Origin of the sequence: Haladaptatus litoreus, assembly GCF_900156425.1 — an archaeon.
Lineage (GTDB): Archaea > Halobacteriota > Halobacteria > Halobacteriales > Haladaptataceae > Haladaptatus > Haladaptatus litoreus.
In genome coordinates this window covers 547,903-563,820 of record NZ_FTNO01000001.1, presented here as the reverse complement: position 1 = coordinate 563,820, position 15,918 = coordinate 547,903, and the positions used below count along the sequence as shown (strand labels likewise).

At 57.6% G+C, this 15,918-nt stretch carries 15 protein-coding genes; 8 read left to right on the top strand and 7 right to left on the bottom strand.

The genetic code is table 11. The features are described 5' to 3' along the window. Window positions 1-197: 197 nt before the first annotated feature. The 4 genes from BW974_RS02915 to BW974_RS02900 form a co-directional block, all read right to left on the bottom strand. A complete protein-coding gene (locus BW974_RS02915) occupies window positions 198-566 on the bottom strand; it encodes a DUF7344 domain-containing protein (protein ID WP_076427817.1) in 369 nt (122 codons plus the stop codon). A gap of 81 nt (window positions 567-647) precedes the next feature. Next, on the bottom strand, window positions 648-3,155 hold the full coding sequence (locus tag BW974_RS02910) for a PAS domain S-box protein (protein ID WP_076427815.1): 2,508 nt from the start codon (window positions 3,153-3,155) through the stop codon (window positions 648-650). Window positions 3,156-3,252: 97 nt separating this feature from the next. Next, on the bottom strand, window positions 3,253-4,488 hold the full coding sequence (locus BW974_RS02905; protein WP_076427814.1) for an ornithine cyclodeaminase, nickel-pincer nucleotide-dependent: 1,236 nt from the start codon (window positions 4,486-4,488) through the stop codon (window positions 3,253-3,255). Between the two features lie 87 nt (window positions 4,489-4,575). Next, entirely contained in the window at window positions 4,576-5,736 is a 1,161-nt protein-coding gene (locus BW974_RS02900) for a glutathione-independent formaldehyde dehydrogenase (protein ID WP_076427812.1), read from the bottom strand. 156 nt (window positions 5,737-5,892) lie between these two features. Between BW974_RS02900 and BW974_RS02895 the strand changes: the two genes are divergently transcribed. Further along, the gene (locus BW974_RS02895; RefSeq protein WP_139328809.1) at window positions 5,893-6,600 is read left to right on the top strand and encodes a hypothetical protein; all 708 of its coding nucleotides are present in this window, start codon (window positions 5,893-5,895) and stop codon (window positions 6,598-6,600) included. A 99-nt stretch (window positions 6,601-6,699) separates the two neighbouring features. Beyond that, window positions 6,700-7,149: an ester cyclase gene (locus BW974_RS02890; protein WP_076427808.1), complete on the top strand. Its 450-nt coding sequence runs from the start codon at window positions 6,700-6,702 to the stop codon at window positions 7,147-7,149. A gap of 61 nt (window positions 7,150-7,210) precedes the next feature. Here the strand turns inward: BW974_RS02890 and BW974_RS02885 are convergent, their stop codons facing one another. Next, window positions 7,211-7,483, bottom strand: coding sequence for a hypothetical protein (locus tag BW974_RS02885; RefSeq protein ID WP_076427806.1), 273 nt, complete (start codon window positions 7,481-7,483; stop codon window positions 7,211-7,213). Window positions 7,484-7,653: 170 nt separating this feature from the next. Between BW974_RS02885 and BW974_RS02880 the strand changes: the two genes are divergently transcribed. The 4 genes from BW974_RS02880 to BW974_RS02865 all read left to right on the top strand — a co-directional run bounded on the left by BW974_RS02880 (window position 7,654) and on the right by BW974_RS02865 (window position 12,674). Continuing rightward, complete coding sequence (locus BW974_RS02880) at window positions 7,654-9,354, top strand: right-handed parallel beta-helix repeat-containing protein (RefSeq protein ID WP_076427804.1); 1,701 nt, start codon at window positions 7,654-7,656, stop codon at window positions 9,352-9,354. Between the two features lie 70 nt (window positions 9,355-9,424). Continuing rightward, entirely contained in the window at window positions 9,425-10,180 is a 756-nt protein-coding gene (locus BW974_RS02875) for a DUF4397 domain-containing protein (RefSeq protein WP_084186242.1), read from the top strand. Window positions 10,181-10,394: 214 nt separating this feature from the next. Next, window positions 10,395-10,757, top strand: coding sequence for a hypothetical protein (locus BW974_RS02870; RefSeq protein WP_076427800.1), 363 nt, complete (start codon window positions 10,395-10,397; stop codon window positions 10,755-10,757). Between the two features lie 222 nt (window positions 10,758-10,979). After that, window positions 10,980-12,674: an acetate--CoA ligase gene (locus BW974_RS02865; RefSeq protein WP_084186186.1), complete on the top strand. Its 1,695-nt coding sequence runs from the start codon at window positions 10,980-10,982 to the stop codon at window positions 12,672-12,674. A 7-nt stretch (window positions 12,675-12,681) separates the two neighbouring features. Here BW974_RS02865 and BW974_RS02860 read toward each other — a convergent pair whose 3' ends face one another. Continuing rightward, complete coding sequence (locus BW974_RS02860; RefSeq protein ID WP_217694299.1) at window positions 12,682-13,101, bottom strand: methyltransferase family protein; 420 nt, start codon at window positions 13,099-13,101, stop codon at window positions 12,682-12,684. A gap of 313 nt (window positions 13,102-13,414) precedes the next feature. Beyond that, the gene (locus BW974_RS02855; protein WP_076427796.1) at window positions 13,415-13,846 is read right to left on the bottom strand and encodes a hypothetical protein; all 432 of its coding nucleotides are present in this window, start codon (window positions 13,844-13,846) and stop codon (window positions 13,415-13,417) included. A 173-nt stretch (window positions 13,847-14,019) separates the two neighbouring features. Between BW974_RS02855 and BW974_RS02850 the strand changes: the two genes are divergently transcribed. After that, window positions 14,020-14,421, top strand: coding sequence for a hypothetical protein (locus BW974_RS02850; RefSeq protein ID WP_076427794.1), 402 nt, complete (start codon window positions 14,020-14,022; stop codon window positions 14,419-14,421). Window positions 14,422-14,642: 221 nt separating this feature from the next. Further along, the gene (locus BW974_RS02845; RefSeq protein WP_076427793.1) at window positions 14,643-15,803 is read left to right on the top strand and encodes a mechanosensitive ion channel family protein; all 1,161 of its coding nucleotides are present in this window, start codon (window positions 14,643-14,645) and stop codon (window positions 15,801-15,803) included. The last annotated feature ends 115 nt before the right edge of the window (window positions 15,804-15,918 follow it).

Sequence of the window (15,918 nt, the reverse complement as noted above, 5' to 3'; positions counted from 1 at the left end):
TAGCATATAATCGTACATTCCAGCGACGAAGTCAATAACCGTTAGCAAAAATACGATGAAAACCCCGAGTGGTACGATCACAGCAGAAAAAAAAAGTCGTCCAGTTTCTTGTTCAACGAGGCGGTCGGTGGATGTTACTGTTTTGCTGTATTTAGGGCAGTTTACGCTTTTCAGCGTGTTTAGAAGAGAGATGAGAGTTAGTCGAGATGCTTCTCTATCTTCGAATGTCCCCAGTAACGAACGGTTCCACACCGGTTTTCGTACGCGATGAGGCCAATATCCTCCAACAGCGGGAGGTGGACGTGGTGGAGTTGGATGGATAAGGATTCACGGTCGGGTTCGATTTCCGCCTCTGTCGCGTTCGCTTCCAGTTCCACAAGCGTGTCAACGAGTTCATCCAGCGTCGTGACGTTGGAACCGTTCGCGAGAACGCGGCAGATAGTTTCCCGCCGTTGATTCTTCAGAACCCGTGCGATAGTTTCGGACGACAATGTCGGCTCGTATGCTTCCTCGGGATGGTTCCGCACCGTTTCGATGTTGTCGAGTCGTTTCTCGGAATCGTTCATTACCCGAAGAAACAAGTCTCGGGCTACGAGTCCTCTGCCTCACTATTGAGGTATCATCGCCGAGACCGAATACGAGACAGGTCAGTCTACCTCGTTGTGGTTGCTGAACAAGAGAGTGAGCACCTTCTGCTGTGCAGCCTGCAAGTGTTGATGAAACGTTGGCGAAGATATGTCGAGCGTTTCGGCAAGTTCCGCACCTGTACTCGCCCGCGGATAGTCGAAGTATCCTGCAAGATATGCAGACAGTAGTATCTCAAACTGTCGTGCAGTCAACATCGACTCCAACTCGTCATGGAGGTCAGGTTCTGGGTGGAGTGGGTGCTCCCGATTTCGTTTCGCGAGAAGTGCGGCGCTCGGATGCACAGCCTGAACCGCTTCGACGAGCGGACGAATTTCGGTGTTCGCTGGAACTTCAGCGATGAGCGTTCCCTCGCCCTGAGTAATTGACCCGCTGCGGACGTACGCACCGCGTTCGATGAGTGCTTGCGCGGTGGTTTTCGTTCCCCGAATCTTCATTTCGAACGTGTTGTCGATGTCTCCGCTCTGAATCTGCCGAACATACTCGATGCTGGGCGACGCTTTTGCTCGCTCGATGACGTCTTTCGGTGCCACTCCGGAACTCGTCACGTAGAATATGTAGGTATCGTTCGATGCTGGTACCACACCATTGAGCGTGAAGGAACATTCAAGCTCCGCAGATGTGGTAACAAAAAAGGAATCCGTTCCGGAGAGTGAGAATTCGAGTTCAAGGATACGGTCGCTGTAGAGAAGCTGTTTGCTCTCTGCGGCGTTTATCGCGTGACCGATCATCTCGCCCAGTTCGGCGAATACGGCCTGTTCACGCTCCCCGATGACCGTTGGTCGAGCCGCATACACGACCAAAACACCATACATAGTTTCCCCGTGTCCAAACGGAATACAGGCGGCAGAACGGTAGTTTCGTGCCCACGCCGCCGTTTTTATCGATGCCGGAAACGCCGGATCAGTCTGAACGTCTTCGATGACTTGAACCGTGCCGGTTCGTATCGCCGTCGCTGCGGCACCGGATTCAGTTTCGGTGCTCTCTTTGGCGACGGTTTCGAGATACGTTTCGTCGATTCCGGCCGCGGTTTGGACGGAGAGTCCCTGCTCCGCCGTGGACAAGGTTCCGACGAGCGCCCCATGGTAGACGTTTGACACTGCGAATCGCTCGCATACCGTTTGCTCGATCTCGTCGCGGGTCGGGGATGCAACTAAGGCCTGATTGATGTCTCTGACGATGGCATTGATTCGGTTTAAGGTTGTCAACTCGTCACGCTGACGAGCAATCGCGCGTTCGCGCTCTGCTCGCGTCAAAGCGGCCTCCGTGTTTGCGGCCAGCACTCGTACCAAGTCGAAATCGATTTGGTCGAAATCACGAACCGACTCCGATGACGTAATGAACACACCGTATTCACCGAGCGGGACGATGATACTGCTTCGAATCGGCGTATCTCGGGCCGCCCCTTCCTCTGTCGCTTGCAAGTCGGGGATGACAGACGGTTCGCCCGTCTCGAAGACATCCCAGACGAACGGGTCTTCGGGCGTGAACGTCGGAACCGACCCACCGAGTGCACCGGCAACCTCGTCGGTCGTTGCGACGGGTTCAAGTGATTCTCCATCCTCCGATTCAAAATGAATTCCACTAATCGGGAAATCGAGAACCTCGGCCGCAGTCGTCACCGCGTGAGTGCAAATAATCTGAGATGATGCAGTCTCGGACATTCGCTGTGTCGTCTCATGTAACGCATTGAGCGCATATTCACGATGTTTCCTCTCACTGATGTCGCGAAAGGTACCTTGAATGACCGGTCGGCCGCGTAATTCGGTTACCTTTGAGTTTATTGCGACAGGAACCCGGTTTCCGTTCGCGGTCATCACCGTCAGATCCTGATTCTCTCTGAACAGACCACCACGTTCCTGATGTCCTTGGAACAGCCGCTCGTAACGCTCGGCTTCCTCGGATGGGTGTAACTCCGTCTGATGCATTCCTTCTATCTCGTCTACCGGTCGTTCGAGCAACTCAGCCGCCGCTTGGTTAGTCTCCTGTATTACACCTGTTTTCGCATCGGCTACAAAAATGGCGTCCGGCGCGGTTTCGACGAGCGTTCGATACTTTTCGGTTGCCGCTTCGAGTTCGTGTTGTTGTTGTTGCTGTTCGGAAACGTCCCGGAGACTCACGGTGAACAAACACTGTCCGCGATAGGTGTGTTTGTGAAGACGAAAGGAGAGCAGAAGTTCGTCACCGGTTCGGTGTCGTCCGACTCGCTCGATGTTCGTGCATTCTCCCGTCGATTCCAGGTCGTCCGTATACTGGTAGAAGTCGGAGACTTCGCAATCTCGTTCCGGAAAAAGCATATGTATCGAATTCCCGAGAAGGTCGTCTACACTGTATCCGAAGAGAGACGCCACTGCTTCGTTCGCAAAGACGATGGTCGCGTCCTCGGCTATTGTGATTACTCCGTCGAGCGAATCCTTGACAATACTTTTGAAAAAGGCGGCTTCTTCGGCCGATTCCGTGCTCTTGAGTGAACTGGTAGTCGTATTGTCCGGCGGAGAAGGTTCGGACATGGTTGTGAGATACAAGAGGAGGATCAAAAATAGACTTTCGTTAACGCAGATTGGTATGTGTGGATTCTGTTAATATTTGGATCACGTGGGGGCGTCGTCAGTCGGACGATGCGCGCCCCAGGACGGTTTCAGCGAGCGTCGGCACGAACGTTCCAACGTCCGTAACCATCCCGATAGCCTGCGCGCTCCCACGGTCGAGCAGTTGGGTGACCGTCGCGGGATTGATGTCCACGCAAACGACGCGCGTGGTCGATGGCAGGCAGTTACCCACTGCAACCGAGTGCAGGAGCGTCGATAGCATCAACACGAGGTCGGCCTCGTGGGCCTGTTCCCGAATGGCGTTTTGTGCTTCTACCGCGTCCGTAATGGTGTCCGGCAGTGGGCCGTCGTCACGAATCGACCCCGCGAGGACGTATGGCACGTCGTTTTCCACGCACTCGTACATCACACCCTCTTCGATGAGTCCGTCTTCGACCGCTTCTGCGATACCGCCCGCTCGGATTACCTCGCTGATGGTGTAGATGTGGTGTTTGTGTCCCTTTCGCGGGTGTTCCAGCGTCTCGATGTTCATCCCCAGCGAAGTGCCGTACCGACCGCGCTCGATGTCGTGAACCGCGAATCCGTTGCCCGCGCTGAGCATGTCGATGTAGCCCTCGCGGAGGAGGCGCGCGAGGTCGTCGCCCGCGCCGGAGTGGATGAGCGCTGGGCCGACCACGGCGAGCACTGTTCCGCCCTCTTCTTTCGTCTCCGCGATGGTTTCCCCGATTTCGCGGATGAGCGATTCGGACGGGCGTTCGCTCGACACGCCGCCCTGCATGAATCCGAACGGGCCACCCCCGCCGCGAGGACGTTCTGGCGGGTCAACGCGAACGCCGGATTCGTCCGTCACGACGAGGTCACCCTCCTCGATGGCATTCAGAACCTTCGTCGTTGCTCGTGACTCGTCGGGGTCGATGACGATTGCACAGTCCATCTCGATGTTCTCGACGGGAATCCACTCCCCCTCGTACCGAACCTGCGTCGGGTGATTCGTCGTGGAGTAAAAGCCGTGCGGGACGACTTGATTTTCCGGGGCCGGTTTCAGTTCCGCGTCGGAGGGATTCGGCACGTGCGCGCCGTTCTGGTGCAGTTCGTGTAGAATCGCGCGAACCGTCTCCTCGTCCTCCGCCGAGACGGACATTCTGGCGTAGGATTCCTCGTCTTTGTGTTTGCCGACGCGAAACTCCTCGACTTCGAACTCCCCGTCCAAATCCATCACCACACCGAAACATCGCTGCATCATGCCGGAGTCGATGATGTGTCCTTCCAACTCGACTGTGCGGGAATGTACCATGCAAGAATGGATGCGGGTAATCGGTATCAGCGTTGTGTCGGCAGAAGACTGCATTGCTTGCCTCACCGAAAAAACGGGATTTCCTGCTCAGGGTTCGAGCAGAACCTTCGTCACGCCCTTCTCGCGGTTGTCGAATCGCTCGTACATCTCGGGGGCTTCGTCGAGTCCCACGCGGTGTGAGACGACGAAACTCGGGTCGGCACGCCCCTCGATTATCAGGTCACGAAGTTCGCGGTTGTACTCCTTGACGTTGCACTGTCCGGTTCCGACCTTCAGTCCTTTTTCGAAGAACTTCCCGAAGTCGATGCCGAGGCGACCCTGTGCGGCCATCTCGTCCGGCGCACCGGGGTCGGACGGCACGTACAGTCCGGGAACACCCAACTGTCCGGTCGGTCGAACGGTCTGAATCAGTTGGTTGAGCACTACCGCCGGGTTCTCTCGCGCCGGGTCGTATGCTTCGTCGCCCGGGTCAGTATCCGGATCGATGGCTTGGTAGCCGACTGCGTCGACACCTTTGTCCACACCGCCGCCGTGGGCGTCCTTGATTTGTTCGACCGGGTCGCTCTCCTCGAAGTTGATAGCCTTCGCGTCACAGTGCTGTTCCGCGAGTTCCAACCTACTCGGCACCCTATCGACCACGTAGATTTCCGAGGCTCCCTTGATTTTCGCGCTGTAGGCGGCCATCAGACCGACCGGCCCCGCGCCGAAGATGGCGACCGATTCGCCGGGTTGGAGGTTTGCTAGCTCCGTCCCGTGCCATCCCGTCGGGAAGATATCCGCGAGGAGAATGAACGAATCCTCGTGTTCGTCACCCTCTGGCAGTTTCAGCGCGTTGAAGTCCGCAAACGGTACCCGCAGTTTTTCGGCTTGGCCGCCCTTGTACGGCCCCATCGCGACGTATCCATACGCACCGCCTGCAAATCCGGGATTCACGTTGGTACAGAACCCCGTATAGCCGTTTTCGCAGTTCTTACAGAATCCACAGGCGACGTTGAACGGAAGAACGATTCTGTCGCCTTCCTCCAGCGTCTCCACGCCGTCTCCGACTTCCTGTACGATTCCCATGTTCTCGTGGCCGAAGACGATTCCGGGGTCTGCGTCGGTTCGACCCTCGTACATGTGAAGGTCGGAGCCACAGATTGCCGAGGTCGTGATTTCGATTACTACGTCGTTCGGGTGTTCGAGTTCGGGTTCATCGACCGATTCCACTTCTACGTCGTGCGGTCCTTGGTATACGACCGCGTCCATTGACATTCGTTCCCACCCCTGCAATTACACGGCTACGCCAGTGATGACCATGATGTTTTTGTCACAAAAGGATAGGTATTCGTCGGTCGATACGGATTCAGACGAACAAGTCGTCAAGGCCGTGAGGAATATGCAGGTGTGAAGCGAGCATCTCCCGTGGATAGAAGGACATTCATCGAGCGGTTGGGGGGAGCAGTCGCCGTCAGGAGCGGTATCGTGCACGCACAACGGGACGATGGATACTACAGAAACCCGCGAGTTACCACCCCTCTTATTCAATATTGGGAAGTCGAAACGCGAGAAACGAACCGGATACAGCTCCGTGTCCGCGGAGTCGATTTGGGTGACGCCTACGCGACGACGCTGATTTACAAGGACACCCGGCTCACGGAGACGCTCAACGAGCGTCTCCGGCGGGACTTCGACGGCATCGTCGGCGCGTTCATCGCGACCCGCATCACGTTCGAATCGCCGCTATCGGCGTTCGCGCAACCTTCGCTGGTCGAGGGACTCGCCAAGCGCCGGTTCGAACGAACGGCGCGAAACCGAGGATTTTCGCGGTTGCGCGAGCGAAACACCGCGGAGCGAGAAACGACGAGGGAGCAAGCGACCGCCGAATACGACGCCTACTACAGTATCGGCCGGTACACCGAGACGCCGCCCCCGAATATCGATCGATTCCCTGGAATTGGTCGAGACGACCGGGTGAAGACGGTGCTCTATTTCGACGTGTCGCGTTCAGGCGGGTCGCTCCTCCTCACGACAGGGGTTCGCCCGACGAACCAGCTACTGCAGACGGTTCTGAACCGGGACAGCGACGCGTATCGGCGGGAACTCCTTCAGTTGATGCACAGCGTCCGGTGACGTGTCGAAGATACGTTCCGTAAGCAACACGCACCGTGAAACGTGATAACCAGACAATATCTTTGTACTCGGAAGTCGTCTTGAAACTGGGGGACAAAGATGGGACAAACGGAGGACAACAAGGCAGTCGTTCGCAGATTCATCAAGGAGTTCGTCGACGAAGGAGACGAATCGGTCGCCGACGAACTACTCGCGCCGGAGTACGTGCGCTACGACCCGGATGCGCCGGGCGGCGTGCAGGAAGCCGACGAGTTCAAGGGAATGATTTCGATGCTTCAGCAGGCGTTTCCGAACGGCGAAATCCACATCGAGGAGATGATCGCGGAAGGAGATTTGGTCGTCTTCCGCGGACGGGAAAGCGGTACCCACGAAGGGGAGTTCATGGGTCACGAGCCGACGGGAGAGACGTTCGAAATCACCGGCCTCGCGATGCACCGCGTCGAGGATGGCGTCATCAAAGAAACGTGGGCGAACTGGGACATGCTTGGAATGCTCCAGCAACTCGGTATCGTGCCGATGCCGGACGAACTGACCGAGATGGGGGAGTGAAGAGTTCGGGGAACACAGTCGAAATCGGCGCAGTGGATGAGGCCGAATGGCTTCGTCTATATCAGAAAAATCGACGGACTGACCAGTATAGTCCGGTAAACATATTTCGAATACCGGCAATCGGAGTAAAACCCGAATCGGGATTGTCTGCACGCACGAACTCGGCGTCGAGGGTGTGCGGAGAAACGTGGTGTAGTTCCCCGGTTGCGACCCGTCTTCCGTCACCGTCGGTAACACGGAGAAGCGTTATTTCGTTCGGTGCTCCGACGACGCGGTAGACGCCGGGAGTGCGCGTATCGTCCGTTGGACGGTAATGTTCGAGAAGTTCGGCCATAGAGTCACTTCCGTAATCGACAGTCGAGCGTTCGGTGTGGTATCATCCCTGATGAAGACCAGTGACTTGAACGTGCGGGATAGTGTCAAAAAAGACAGGTAGTGTCCAGTCCACGACCACTGTCGGTTGGCCGCAAAACACTGCTTGCTCCCCGTCGTCACTCGGATGGAATGGGAGAGATACCACGGCGAGGGCTACTGCGGGGAACCGCCGGACTCGCGATGGCGTTCGCGGGGCGGGACGTTTTCCGAGGTGCCGAAGGAAACACGCAAACGGGCCGTCTCGCCGACGCCGTCGTCTCGACGGCGTCGGCACTCGAATCCACGTTTGCCGAGCTTTCAGGAGGCGAAACGGTCGTCATCACGGGCGAAAACGCCCCCTACCGAACGACGCGCTGGCTCGACATCGACGTGGACGGCGTCACCGTCATCGGGCCGGATATTCCGACACTTATCAAACCCGAAAACGGGGCGAACGTCGGCGGGTTTCGAATCGGCCACAACGACCACTGCGAGAACGTCACCATTCGCGGCGTGGGCTTCGACGGCAATCCCGAAAATCAGAAGAAGAACGCGAAGCGATGTCACGGAATCGTCGTGCAGGACGCAGAAAACGTCACCCTGTCCGGAAACTACCTGACGCGAACCCATCCGTATCACGAGCACAACACGGGTGGTAGCGGAATCAGCGTGGAAGGTGACGCCAGAAACGTCCGCATTCTCGGCAACCGAATCCACGACATCGGCGACCGGGGGATTCAGGTCGGCGGCGCGCAGGTCGTCGTCTCGGGCAACGTCGTCACCGACGGTCTCGACCGGTCGATTTCCTGTGACGTGTGGCGAGAGTACGACCATACCCAAGCGAGAAACGTCGCCATCGTGGGGAACGTACTGGGGAACAACAGCGAGGGGAGTCTGACCGGAATCGGCGGCAACGACCTACAAGCCGGGGGGTACATCCTCATCTCGAACAACGTCGGATTCGGCGCTCACAAATCCTTCTGTCACATCGGATTCGACGGCAGGGCGCGAAACGTCCGAATCGACGGCAACGTGAGCGTCAAGGAAAAAGAAACCAGAACCGACGACTTTGCCGGAGTCTCACTGAATATCGAGCAGGCAAGCAGTATCACGGTGGTCAACAACGACCTGTACGATTACGGCGGCGCAGGCGTCAACGTCGAACGCGGAATCTCGGATTTCGTCGTCACCGGAAACACCCTCCGCGACACCGGAAGCGACGGGATTCGAATCGTCGGCGCGAACGACGGTGTCGTCGCTCGAAACACGGTTTTCAACGCCGGACGGGCCGGAATCTTGCTCGACGGTGCGACGTTCGTCGGCGTCGAAAACAATCACATCCGAGGAACCCACCGGTCGGGAATCGTTTCCCGCGGTGGAAATAGAACGTATCACGAGATAGCCGACAACCGCGTTCGAGAGTACGGAAAAGCGGACGGCTACTTCCAAGGGGTTTTGCTCCGAACGAAAAAGAACGTGATCTGTGACAACAGAATCCACCAGAGCGGCGGCGGCCTCGCAATCGTCGAGGCAGGAGGTGGCGGCGATAACTGCTACAGCGGAAATTGGGCGAACGGGAGCACTGCGTGGAAAATCGAAAACCCGACTTCGTTCGTCCGCAATCACGTCCCGGCGTTCGACGTACATCGCGGACTCACGGCAGACGAATCCGGGAACGTCCGGATTCGGTTCGACAAACCCTACGCTCTCCGGCCGAAACTGACCTTCGGCCGAATCGCCGGCGGCGTCGAGTCGGTGTCCTACACCGAAACGAACGGCGCGTTCGACGGCGCAAGACTCGTGGTTCGGTCGTCGGGGAAACCAATCGACGTGTTCGTCGAGGCCGTCTAACTCGCCATCGAACTCGTTGGGGGAAATTCTTTTCAACTAACCAGTCCATAAGCTGTCGGGGGGAATGAAAATGAGACAGACACGACGACAAGTGCTTCGACTCGTCGGTGCGAGTGGAGTAGCAGTTCTCGGCGGGGTTTCGAGCGCACAAGACACGACCACGACAGAGGGAGGTGGTGGCGATAGGGAGGCCGCCCGAGTGCGAATCGTTCACGCAATTCCGGGCGCACCGAACGTGGACGTGTTCGTGGACGGAGATCGCGTGCTACAGGACGTCGCCTACACGGACGTGAGCGATTACCTCGAACTCCAACCCGGCGAGTACACCTTCGCAGTCGCGCCTACGGGCGAGGGACAAGGAAATGCGATTATCGAACAGCAAGCGACCCTCGAAGCGGGCACCGCCTACACGGTGGCCGCGGGCGGAACGCCCGACGATGCGCAGGCGTTCCTGTTCCAAGACCAAAACGAACCACCGACAGGAGATCAGGTTCGCCTGCGAGCAGTTCACCTCTCGCCAGATGCACCAGCAGTCGATATTGCAGCGGACGGTGACGTACTCGTCGAAGGTCTCGAATTCGGGAACGCCAGCGACTACGTCGAAGTGCCTGCCGGGCCGTACACCATCGAGGTTCGACCTGCCGGGGAGAACGACGCCGTCGCGACCTTCGACGTGATGCTTGAGGGTGGCATGGCCGTGTCGGCGTTCGCCATCGGCTTGCTAGAAACCGACGACCAAAACCTGTCGTTCGACCTCCTCACTACGGTCGACGCCGGCGGCGAAGAAACGACGACCACGGAAACGACGACGGAGACAACAAGCTAAGCGAACGGCGAGCGAAGCGATCGAACTGAGCGGAAAACAGGCCGAAGCGAGCGACGGTCGTGCCGCCTGCATCGACAGCCAATTTCGGTCTATTTTATTGTAGTTGGATTATACAATTCTCAGTTCATCGCGTTCGTTGCCGTATTCGTGCCAATCTGAGAACACGAGAGAGAAACCGACATGATTTAAGTACCGGGTCGATGTTGAATGTGTCATGGTAAGCCATGGGGAGTGTCAAACAGAGTCGTTGAAAACCGGGACGGATTCGCAACCTTCGACTGGCGGGACGACTCCACCGGTTCACCGATACGGATGCCGACTGAGTTGGCAACTCGGTGACCGCCTCCGACGACTCGACACTGTCACACTCGCCTCGGAACTGGCCGATTCGCGGTCGAAACGAACGCTTTCGGTGTACGACCCCGACGGCGACACGTATCTCGTTCGGCTTCGAACTGCTGTCGGCCGGGAGAAGTATCGCGAGATTCCGAAGACGGAGTTCGACCCGGTTCTCGATACGCTCTCCCGGGAAGGGCGCTGGAACTTCGTCGCGTCTGCGCGACGAAGTTCCAACTAAAAACCCGATTCGAAGTAGGAACACGACCGGTTCTGAGCCGACTGGCAACTGCATCGCTGTATAATCGGTACTACCGACAGCAAATGACCCAGAGTGACCACTGTTTTCGAGTGTAGATATTCGATACTTCGAACCCGACAAAATACAACCGAACCGAAATCGGAGAGATATATAACTCACCTGTGATAACGATTTTATTCGTCCTCGCCGATGGTGTGAGTGATGTCTGTTCACAATCTACACGACTACGATGAAAAACGCGAAACGTTCGATTGGGACGAAATTTTCGGCGACGCGGACTGGGACGCACCGGAGAACCTGAACATCGCACACGAAGTTTGTGACCGACATGCAGACGACCGGGGAAAAGTCGCGCTCTACTACGCCGGGACGAACGGCGAACGCGAGACACTCACGTTCTGGGAACTCTCAGAACAGTCGAATCAGTTTGCGAACGTTCTTTCCGACCTCGTAGACTCAGGCGACCGCGTGTTCTCCTACATGCCGCGGATTCCGGAACATTACGTCGCACTCATCGGGACGCTCAAAGCGGGCGGCGTTTGGGGCGGCGTGAACGAGCGATTCGGACCGGACGGAATCGCGTACCGACTGGACGACTGCGATGCGAAGGTCGTCGTCACCACGCCGAAAAACCGCGGAACGGTCGAAGATGCGCTGGCAGATGCACCCTCGGTCGAACACGTCATCGTGGTCAGCGACGACGTTGTCGAGAACGACTCGACAGCCAGCCGGACTTCGTCCGGCGACGGAACGGGAATCAAACAGGGCGACGTTAGCTATCACGCCGCGATGGAGGAGGCGAGTACGGAGTTCGAAACGGCGGAAACGAGCGGCGAAGACAACGCCCTACTGTACTACACCAGCGGAACGACTGGACTGGCAAAAGGCGTCCTGCACAAACATCGCTGGGTCGCTGGCGTCGCCGCGACCCAAAGATTCGCGGTGGATTTGCAACCCGGCGATTTGTACTGGTCAACTGGTGACCTCGGATGGCTGACCGGGCCAATCAACACCCTCGGAGCGTGGTTCTGGGGGACGAGTCTGTTCACCTACGAAGGCGAGTTCGACCCCGAAACGTGGGCCGATTTGCTCGCCGAATTTCCCATTTCCGTCCTGTTCAGCGTTCCGACGGCTTACCGGATGCTCCGCGAAAACGAGCACGTACTGGAAGATGCGAATCTCGACCTGCGACACGCGCTTTCCATCGGCGAACCGCTTTCGGCAGGCGTGGTGGAGTGGGGCGAAGACACCCTCGGCGTCACCATCCACGACACCTACGGCCAAACCGAGACCGGCAACATGATAATCAACAACTACCCGACGATGGAGATTCGCCCCGGAAGCATGGGCAAACCACTGCCGGGCATCGAGGCCGCGGTGGTTGACCCGGAAACCGGCGAACAGTTAGAACCGGGCGAGACGGGCGAAATCGCCCAACGAGGCGACTATCCCTGCTTCTTCGCGGAATACTGGCAAAAACCAGAAAAGACCGACTCCTGCTTCGTGAACGATTGGTACCTCTCGGGCGATTTGGGTCATCTGGACGAAGACGGCTACTTCTGGTTCGAAGGGCGCGCGGACGACGTTATCATCAGTGCTGGCTACCGAATCGGCCCGTTCGAGGTCGAGAGTTCGCTCGGTGAACACCCCGCCGTCGCGGAATCCGCCGTCGTGCCGAAATCTCACCGGGAACGTGGCAACATCGTGAAAGCTTACGTCGTTCTGAGCGAGAGCGCGGAAGCGAGTTCCGACCTCGCCGAAGACATCAAAACCCACGTCAAAGAAGAGTTGTCCGCCCACGAATATCCCCGCGAAGTCGAGTTCGTGGACGAACTACCGAAAACGGTCACCGGGAAGATTCGTCGAACCGAACTGCGCGACCAGACCGAAGACTGAGTAGCAATCACCAAATTTTTGGCACGAGTCGATACGGCGTTTCTGTGGCGTACTCGCGATAGTCGTTGCCGAGTTCCCCTCGGAGCGCGCGCTCTTCGACGGAAATCCGGTAGCCGTAGCCCACGATACCGGCCAGCAGGATGATGAGAAAACTCAGCCAGTTTCCTACCGCGATACCCAGACCGACCAGCGACAGCAGTCCACCCGTGTAGGATGGATGGCGTACCCACCGATACGGCCCGACATCGACTACGTCGTCCGTGGACTTGACCGTCACAGTAATCGAAAAATATCGTCCGAGCGTCCACACGGCGTAGCGCCGAATCGCAACCCCGAGTAGAACGGTGGTGATTCCGAGCCAGAACACGAGGTGTGGATACGGCATGCGAGCGGTTGGAACGAGTTCCACCGCGAGGCTTGCGAACACGATTCCAACGACAGTTGCACCCGCGAGAATCCACTTTGAACCGTGGTCTTGGATGCTGTCTGAATCCGGGTCGTGTCGAAAACCGATGAGGAAGTCGGAAATGACCCAGACTGCGATGGTGGCGAAAAAGACGGACAGATGAGGTTGCTGAGAAATGACAGTGGGAGAAACAGTGGAGTCAAATAGTTGGGATTTTATAATTATTTCTCTGTTGTCACAGTGACGACACCCTACTGGCGACGAGAACGTCCGAACAGGCGCAAAACGCCTGTTCGGACGTGTGTTCGTTCTCCGTCGAAAACCAAATCCACAATCAGGCCCGGAACGTTTCGTCACGAACTTCGATTCCGACCTGTTCGCGCGCAGCGTCGAAGTCGCTGGTAGACACGACTGTCCCGAGTGCCGCCTCGTACTGATTCACGGAGAGGACGAACTCGTCGGGCATAACGTCCGGATTGTCGGCGGGTGGGCCGTAGTCCGGCATCGGAAGCAGTGTCCCATCGCCGAGGTCGAGGAGGTCGATTTGGTCGAACGGAGCGTCGTCGTGAAACAGTCGATATTTCGCCCGTCGGAGGATGTCACCCGAAGACCTGTCGTTCCACGGGGCGGGCGCGGGCGACCACTCGCCGATTCGTTCCACCGTGATGCCACGGGTCGGATAGGTGAACGAATCGGGTGCACCGTCCGTCTGCCAGTCACTCGGGTTCGAGTCGAGCACCGCCTGCTTGAGGTCGGTGTTACTCATAACTGTTCGTTCCGTCACCGGTAGGAAATAACTATTTGCCGCCGAATTATGTATTTACTTTCGGTGCTTTCAGATGCAAGGTTGGCTGGTGATACCCCCGCGATTCTCGACCCGTCCCCATCGCCGGTAGTTTGATAGCCGAATCGGTTGTTGGTTAGTTCTCATTTCCGACCATGCCACAGAACCGACGCCCCATCTACATCGGCACCGACACCGAAGACGCGGTTTGTGAGCGACACGGCGCGATGAACGAGAAAACGCCGGTCGTCACCTTCGACGGGCACGTCCACGCGCTCAAGGAACCAGTGTCGGTTCGCAGTTGTCCCGATTGCTGTCTCGAACTGGCCCGCGAAAGCGGCGGGCCGACTGCGAGCGAAGAGGACGCTTTCGAAGCCTGTTGGCGGCAGTTAGTCGACGAGGGCTGGCGCAACGGGTTGGAGCGACTGTTCACCGACCTCGGACGCGGCGCGGTCGATGACGGGACGATTTACCTCCACGAAACGGTCGATTCCACCGCAGTGCCAACGTATCTACGGGAAGCCGACGATTGGAACGTCCGACTGCGGGAAAACTGACGGCTACAGTGTCGCTTCGACGTTCCAGTTGGATTTTCAAAACACGATGATACTGTCTCAATTTTGTAGACTTTCCAACATTCTAAAGCATATCGCCGTCCATACCGACTAGAGAGGGTGTGGCAGGGGTGCATCGTTCCGACGACTGACGATTGCAGACAGAGCACGTCCTGAGCGCTACAGCATCAAAACACACCGCATCACGCAGGAAGTCGATTCACATGCCGAACTCGCTACGGTTCCTCTCCACGGTCATTCAGCAACTCCCAGTTCCCGACGCTCGGGTACTGCTATCGACGTTTCTACTCGTGGTTCTCGTCTTCGTCACGTGGATTCTCTGGAAAGTCGCGCCGCGGTTGAAGCGTCGGATGAATCCCCGTCTCGTAGACGTTCTCTTGCTCACCACGAGTGGACTCGCCGCGATTTTCATCGGACAGTACACCCTCGCGCTCTGGACGGACGACGCCGCACCTGCCCCGCAAGTCGATTTGTTCTCACAACTCACCTCGGCGGGCGTCCGACTGGCGATTACCTTCGGCGTCCTCGCGGCGGCCTACGTCGGCGCGGGGATGTTCGTCCGCGTCATCGACCGATTCATCACGCAAAGCGAGCAGATAACCGGTCACCAAGGGGAGGTCATCGCCCGAGTCGGGGAGGTTTGTGTCTACCTCCTCGCCGGACTGCTCCTGTTGGGCGTGTGGCGGGTCGATGTCCGAGCGTTTCTCATCGGGGCCGGATTCCTCGGCATCATCATCGGTTTGGCGGCGAACGAAACTTTGAGTTCGTTGATTGCCGGATTCACGCTCATGTTCTCGCGGCCGTTCGAAATCGGCGACTGGATACGGATTCCAATCGAGGGAAACGAGGACGACGAAGGAATCGTCACGGACATCACGCTGTTTACCACGCGAATCGAGACGTTCTCGGGAGAGTACGTCATCATCCCGAACGACGTGGTTGGCTCTTCCACCATCACGAACTACGGGCGAAAGGGCCGACTTCGACTCGAAGTCGAAGTCGGCATCGACTACTCGACAGACCCCTATCGGGCGATTTCGGTCGCCGAGCGAACGATGACGGACGTTGCGGCCATTCTGGAAGTTCCACGGCCTCGCGCGGTTTTGACGGGGTTCGGCGACTCCGCCATCCTTCTCGAACTCCGATTTTGGATAGACCGACCGAGCAGTCGCCGGAAGTGGCGCGCAATCACCGCGGTCGTCGCCGACGTGAAAACCGCCTACGAGCGGGACGGAATCGAGATTCCCTTCCCACAGCGGGCACTCTCCGCGCGCGAAGAGACTGGTTTTCGCGTCGTAGATGGACGAGAGACGGAGCGAGAGCAAGAACGGCGAGAACACGGGAGAGAGCGACGAATCGAGTAGCACAAGAATAGTGATTCGAGCGAGCGCAGTCAGACAGGAGAATCTGAGATTCGAATAGGCAAATAGTCTCCCTCAGGCGACACCACGATAGTTCGCTTGCCGAATTACGATAGCG

Coding starts and splice junctions, on each gene's coding strand:
- BW974_RS02915 (WP_076427817.1), bottom strand. CDS start 566: ATGAACGATTCCGAGAAACGACTCGACAACATCGAAACGGTGCGGAAC.
- BW974_RS02910 (WP_076427815.1), bottom strand. CDS start 3,155: ATGTCCGAACCTTCTCCGCCGGACAATACGACTACCAGTTCACTCAAG.
- BW974_RS02905 (WP_076427814.1), bottom strand. CDS start 4,488: ATGGTACATTCCCGCACAGTCGAGTTGGAAGGACACATCATCGACTCC.
- BW974_RS02900 (WP_076427812.1), bottom strand. CDS start 5,736: ATGGACGCGGTCGTATACCAAGGACCGCACGACGTAGAAGTGGAATCG.
- BW974_RS02890 (WP_076427808.1), top strand. CDS start 6,700: ATGGGACAAACGGAGGACAACAAGGCAGTCGTTCGCAGATTCATCAAG.
- BW974_RS02885 (WP_076427806.1), bottom strand. CDS start 7,483: ATGGCCGAACTTCTCGAACATTACCGTCCAACGGACGATACGCGCACT.
- BW974_RS02880 (WP_076427804.1), top strand. CDS start 7,654: ATGGGAGAGATACCACGGCGAGGGCTACTGCGGGGAACCGCCGGACTC.
- BW974_RS02875 (WP_084186242.1), top strand. CDS start 9,425: ATGAGACAGACACGACGACAAGTGCTTCGACTCGTCGGTGCGAGTGGA.
- BW974_RS02870 (WP_076427800.1), top strand. CDS start 10,395: ATGGTAAGCCATGGGGAGTGTCAAACAGAGTCGTTGAAAACCGGGACG.
- BW974_RS02865 (WP_084186186.1), top strand. CDS start 10,980: ATGTCTGTTCACAATCTACACGACTACGATGAAAAACGCGAAACGTTC.
- BW974_RS02855 (WP_076427796.1), bottom strand. CDS start 13,846: ATGAGTAACACCGACCTCAAGCAGGCGGTGCTCGACTCGAACCCGAGT.
- BW974_RS02850 (WP_076427794.1), top strand. CDS start 14,020: ATGCCACAGAACCGACGCCCCATCTACATCGGCACCGACACCGAAGAC.
- BW974_RS02845 (WP_076427793.1), top strand. CDS start 14,643: ATGCCGAACTCGCTACGGTTCCTCTCCACGGTCATTCAGCAACTCCCA.